Here is a 6239-nt window from a genome sequence, read left to right as displayed (position 1 = left end):
TTTCTCTTCTAAGAACGCTCTCTCCGATTACTATGACCGAATATGGTTTTCCCGTGTTCACTCTTTGCTCTGTCGTCCTTGACCTGCTACCCCTTACACAAGATGTGTCAGGCACTCAGATATTATCCTCCAACCACTCACTCTAGCCTTCCTTTCCTAGCGGTGGGCTTATATACTTGCCATGTAAACGTTTTATCTAGGATTTGCTGAAGTTGATGAGCAGGTATTAGTGTCTGTGCTTCACCTTGACGAGAAAGGCTGTAAATAGCAGTTTCCTACTGTCTTTTCACTGATTACTGCACACTGATTACTGCACACTGTTAACTGATCACTGAAAAGACTGACGGCTATAAAACGGGGACAGGCAATTGACGCTCCCGTCGCGCTCAAGCGAGGGATTCTTGATTCACCGAGTCCACTTAGACTAAGTACCTTGCGATTCTCAACCCAGAGGTGGTTCTCTCCTCAAGCGTTAACTTTGGGTGCGCCCCACCCTAGTTGTATTTCTACAAAATTTGCTTTAATTGAAGTGTTAGCTTCAAATACTGCTTTGTCTAGTTCCTGCAAAGATTTTACCTACCTACAGGTAGAAACTAGAACATTAGGTAGAACCCCATATCTTTGATTGTCAAGGTGCAGATAGCGTAGTGATTAGACTACAGGGGTTTTTCAAGCGGTTGTTTACCCTAGCCGCTATACTTAGGGTCTGCTGAAAAAGTTTTTCCTGGTGGCAGGGTGTGGCCCCCCAACCCCCCCGACATCGGGGGGGCAGGTGGGGTGTGGGGTTTTACCCATTTTCACCTGGTCAATTACCCAATTTTCAGGGAAAAAGTACCTGAATTTTCCCCTCGATCACTGCAAGGGTCGGGACTTTTTGAGGTCAAAAAAGTCTAAAAGCCCTTTCCTGTAAGGTTTTTAGATTTATTCAGCAAACCCTACTTATATGGTAGCTATTTTTCGTGAGTACTTCAAGACCTTTAAAGGAAAAAAGACTGCCAAGGCTAATGACCCCAAAAGAAGAGCAAGCGCACTTCGGAATACGCAACTAGAATGCCATTAACAATGTCAGAAGTCATTCGAGATTTCGCTCTTGAGACTAGACAATTATTTTTAGCTGTGGTTCGCTGTTCTATACTGGCCTTTGTTTCATCCCATCGGTAAAACCGAGGGTCTTCACCCGACATTGCAGATAAACCTTTTCTACCCTGGGAGAAAAACCGAGCCATTGACGAGATAAACGAGCAAAAGTGTCAGGCTCACCGCTAACTGCGAAGTTGGTAGGTAGGGGTGTTTCGGGATTTTTTAGACCTAATAATTCTAGTTCTTTTTCCGCCGCTCGGACAACGGAAGCGGCGGGATCTACCAACCGCACGGAACTAGGTAAAAGACGACGTAAAACCGGGGAAAGATGGCGATAATGGGTACAACCATAGACCAGAGTATCAATATTTTCTGCTAGTAAAGGCTGAAGATATTCCCTAGCCACTTGTGTGGTGTAGGGGTCAAAAATGCGGTTAGCCTCGATCAAAGGTACAAATTGAGGACAGGGAATTTGCCAAACTTGGGCAGTAGGATCGATTTCTTGAATCGCTTGTTTATAGGCATTACTTTTAGCCGTAGCCGGGGTAGAAATCACCCCAATGCGCTTTCCTTTTTGCACGGCAGTTTTTGCCCCGGGTAAAATTACCCCCAAAATTGGTAAATCTTTAAATTCGGCCTGTACTTCTTCTAAAGCCAAGGCGGAACTGGTATTACAGGCCATAATCACCATTTTCACCCGGCGCTGGCTCATCCAAGTGAGAATTTCCAGGACAAATTCGATAATTTCCCCTTTAGAACGGGTTCCGTAGGGAAGTCTAGCGGTATCAGCGAAATAGAGAATCGATTCTTGGGGCAGTTGTCGATACAACTCCCTTAAAACGGTCAGTCCACCCACGCCACTATCAAACACACCAATCGGACTAAGTTGTGATTCTCTCATAGATAATATCGAGGAAAACGCTGATCTAAAATAGCTTTATTTGATGATATTAAAACACGGATTTTTTGATCAGTAAACTAATGCTCCAATCATTTAATCATTAACGGAGATTTCGTTGAATATATTCAATAATCCCCCCAGCGATCGCCGCCGCCATTTGTCGTTGAAAGTTGACATTGGCTAATTTAGCAGCATCCTCAGCGCCGGTAACGAAACCCACTTCCACGAGGGTAGAGGGCATTCTGGAGGTTCTCAGCACATAGAAACGGGCCCGACGCACCCCCCGATCGGGCAGATCGACACTGCGGACAATATTGCGATGGATGGTATCCGACAAACGGCGATCGCCAAAGTAATAAACTTCCAATCCGTTGACATCTGGTCGTCCTTTCCCCATAGAGTTAGCGTGGATACTGACAAATAGATCGGCATCGATCTGGTTAGCCAGATCCGTGCGACCTTGCAGGGTGACAAAAAAGTCGCTATCTCTAGTTAGACGCACATCGATGCCCTGTTGTTGCAGGATGCGGGTAACTTCTAGGGAAATGGGCAGAATTACGTTTTTTTCCTGAAGGCCACCAATTCCGATCGCCCCCGGATCCTTGCCACCGTGGCCCGGATCGATCACCACTAGAAAGCGGCTATTGCGTTGTTGGGGGGGATTAGGAGTGGGGTTAGAGGGGCGCGGCGGTGGGTTAAATTGCCCCGTATTGGGGGGTAAAGGAACAGGGATAGTGGTGGAGTCAGGAACCTGAGAAACGGGGCTATAATTGCGGGAGGAAAGCAATTCTAGGGCTAGGGTTTGACTGTCCGATTGATTGAGTTGACCTAATTGAAACCCTGCTGCAGTCTGTACCAAAATCAGCACCCTATTGGCGCTTTCCTGACGTACCCGCAATTGATAGATAGGACTAGAGCGGCCGAAGCGCGGACCGCGAAAAGACTCGGCTAACTTAGCATTTTCGATGCTTAGTTCATAGACACCATCCCGGTTAACACTGCCGTTAGCTTTTAGGGGTAAATCCGCGCGAATTAACAGGCGATCGTTATTACCCGCCAGATCGATCGAGGAGATCGTGGCCAAACGATTGCTAGAAGGGGGATTATTGGCAGTTTTCGGGGGGGGATTGTTGGGACGAGGATTGGGATTGGTGGCGCTAGTGGGGGGGGGAGAGGAGATATTATCCACGGAACCCAGACCACCCCTAGGCAGTAAAACCAAACCACCAAAACGACTATAAAGAGCTTGCCAATCGCGACTATCCTTATTAACGCTCAGGGAAATCTTGGCCCGTTGATTGGCAGTCTGACTGAATTGAATATCGCCGACCCCATAGCGATTGACGGGGATAGTTTGACCGGTGAGACTACTGGGTAAAGTGGCCCCGGGTAATTCAAATTCGATTTTTTTGCCGTCCCGGCTGCGTTGACTGCGGATCGATCGCTCATCACCATTTTGCTCTAAACGGACAAAAAGACCATTGCGAGTTACCTGAAAATCATCGTTGTTGTCCGTCTGGCTAACTGGAGGTGGGGGAGTGGGACGGGTGGAACCGCGATCGGGGGTAGGTGTGGGGTCAGGGGTGACGGGTGGTTGCGTTTCCTCCCTAATTGGTTGGGGGTCTGGCAATTCCACTGTCCATTGGGTGGGCGAAATTCCCCGAATTTTTACCTGTTGAGGATCAAAGGTGTAGCCTGGGGCCAATTCAATCACTAAACGGGTAGTTTCCGCATCAAATTGACCGATACGGACACTTCTGACGATATTGCCAATGGGCCGGTTAATATTGGGTTGCCCTAACTTGATCCCGGGCAGATCGATCACGATCCTGGTGGGGTTAGTGATCATTTGCGCTCGCGGTTGCACTCGATTGTCGGTGGTGAACACCAGACGATTCTCATTGGTGTCGAATCGCCAAAAGACGAGCTTGCCTGCCCAAGCAGGGGCTGCCACCAGCAACCAAGTTAATGCGCTTAGGAATAACCAATGAAATCTCACGATCGATGCTCCCGTTGCTCAGTTATCAATTACCTTTTTTCGGTAAAAATGGACAATTTTGTCGATTTTTGGCCATCCATAGCTCCGTTAATGCTCTGAGAATGACTATCAATAAAAACAAGCTTATGGGACGTTGGCATGGTCTGCTATGTTTCTTGAGGGCTGGCGGTAGGTTCTTTAAATACTAACCTTAACAGGGGCGGAGCGATAAAGGTAGTCAAGATCACCATCATAATAATGGCCGCATCGGCAGCGGGGGATAAAGCGCCACTAGCAGCCCCGACTCCGGCAAAGACTAAACCCACTTCACCCCGGGGAATCATGCCAACTCCGATCGCCAAGCGATTGAGTTTTTCCTGACTGAAAACGGCTAACCCCGTCACCACTTTACCCAAAATAGCGACGACAATTAAGAAAGCGGCCAAGACTAATCCTTCTCGATTAGTGGGAATAGCGGGATTAAGGACACTTAAATCGGTTTTTGCCCCCACACAGACGAAAAATATCGGTACAAATAAATCGGCGATCGGGAACACTTGTTCTGCCAATTCCGATCGCTTTTCCGTTTCCCCGAGGACCAAGCCCGCAGCAAAGGAACCGAGAATCGCTTCTAATTGGATAACTTGGGCAATATAGGCAAGAATAAAGGCGAAAATCAGGGAAAATAAGAGCAATTGTCCCCTAGTTTTCATGCTATTAACTAATTGAACGTAAAAGGGGCTTAAAAAACGACCGATCAGGATCGCCCCCACCACAAAAGCGCTGGAACTAATCACTAGATAAATTACTTTGCTAATTTGCACTTCTCCAGTCTTCACCAAAGAAGCAACGACAGCGAGGATGATAATACCGAGAATATCATCGAGAACCGCTGCCCCGATGATAATTTGACCTTCTTTCGCCGATAACTGCCCTATTTCTGCTAAAACCTTCGCGGTAATGCCGATACTGGTAGCGGTTAGAGCTGCCCCGGCAAAAATAGCGGGAATGGTGGCCAGATGAAAGATATAGATTAAACCCAAAGTACCCACCAAAAAGGGAACCGCAACTCCCACCACTGCGACGACGGCTGCCTGCGGACCGACGCGAATTAATTCCTGCAAGTCTGACTCTAAACCGATCTCGAACAGCAGGATAATTACCCCCAATTCCGAGAGGACGGAAATCACCTCACTGGCAGCACTAAAAACGGCGGGAGATTGCTCCGGGGTGAGGGGGGAAGTGGATTGTAGGAAGTGAATTAGGAGAGAATCCTCGAATCCCGCTCCTCCTTCTGGAAAAACCAGTAATTTTAGGGCAGAAACCCCGATAATCACGCCACCGACTAATTCTCCTAACACGGGAGGCAAGTTGAATCGCACGCATATTTCTCCCCCCAGTTTACAGGCGAAATAAATAACGGTCAAACTCAGCAGCACGCAGGCTAAAACTAAGGCACTATCGGCAGTTTCGGCTGTAGCTGCCGAGGCTAACAGGGGAATGTTAAAACTCCAAGCGGAAGAAAGGAAAGGCTGTAGTATCATCGCTCGCTCAAAATTACTCTCAATACTCTAACAAGCTTGCGGCCTATTCAGTCATCCCTGATCAAAGTTTGCCGTTCTATTAAACTTACTCAAATCTACTCATGAGCAAATTTGAAGCTAATTTCCTGCTTCAAGGTAGCAGTGTCGGCACTATCTACTCCCCAGGCTGACACGGTGGAACTCACCGCCAAAGAAGCTAGATTGAGACTAGCGTTCAAGTCTCTATCACAAACAAAAGAGCATTGTTCACAATCAAAAACTCTTTCGGATAAAGATAGAGACTCTTTTTTGTATCCACAATTGGAACAGATTTTGCTACTGGGGAACGGGAGCATCTCATGGAACGAAATCGAGGCTTTTAAAGACTGCGTACATGGAGAATTAAAACAAGAATTACCCTCGAAAAGCCTATTTTTACACTAAGTATTTATGCTCATTGCAAAGGTGAGATGCTCCCCTGGGGAACCATCTATCAGCTACGATTAACTCCGCACCATACAACTGAGTTTTTTTGTTGGCTTTTGAAACTATTTCAATAACTTGAACCTCCTTCTGAAGTGCGGAATGTAGCCCTCTAAAATGCCTCTGAGGGGGTTGCGGGCTTTTTCTTCTAATTTTTTACCTCGCACCCAAAGGACAGTACAAAATCCGAAGATAACTAGCCAAAATAGGGATATTGATTGCCATTCCCAAGATAGGCGATGATACAGAGCAAAAGAGGTAAACCCAAATACAA

4 protein-coding genes and 1 pseudogene are annotated in these 6239 nt (G+C 47.0%); all 5 read right to left on the bottom strand.

Annotated elements, in window-relative coordinates; all coding sequences use genetic code 11:
* Positions 1-1129 precede the first annotated feature (1129 nt).
* Entirely contained in the window at positions 1130-1981 is an 852-nt protein-coding gene (gene murI / locus EWV68_RS11780; RefSeq protein WP_061430687.1) for a glutamate racemase, read from the bottom strand.
* Positions 1982-2081: 100 nt separating this feature from the next.
* Entirely contained in the window at positions 2082-3980 is a 1899-nt protein-coding gene (locus tag EWV68_RS11775) for an N-acetylmuramoyl-L-alanine amidase (protein ID WP_287169880.1), read from the bottom strand.
* Between the two features lie 146 nt (positions 3981-4126).
* Positions 4127-5503: a cation:proton antiporter gene (locus EWV68_RS11770; RefSeq protein ID WP_287169879.1), complete on the bottom strand. Its 1377-nt coding sequence runs from the start codon at positions 5501-5503 to the stop codon at positions 4127-4129.
* 95 nt (positions 5504-5598) lie between these two features.
* Positions 5599-5853: a zinc ribbon domain-containing protein gene (locus EWV68_RS11765; protein ID WP_287169881.1), complete on the bottom strand. Its 255-nt coding sequence runs from the start codon at positions 5851-5853 to the stop codon at positions 5599-5601.
* A gap of 177 nt (positions 5854-6030) precedes the next feature.
* A pseudogene (locus EWV68_RS11760) lies at positions 6031-6239 on the bottom strand (hypothetical protein); the annotation flags it as partial.

The organism is Microcystis sp. M_QC_C_20170808_M9Col (genome assembly GCF_007095495.1).
GTDB lineage: Bacteria > Cyanobacteriota > Cyanobacteriia > Cyanobacteriales > Microcystaceae > Microcystis > Microcystis aeruginosa.
Note: the sequence above shows the minus strand (reverse complement) of the source record. Positions and strands in the feature narration are given on the sequence as shown.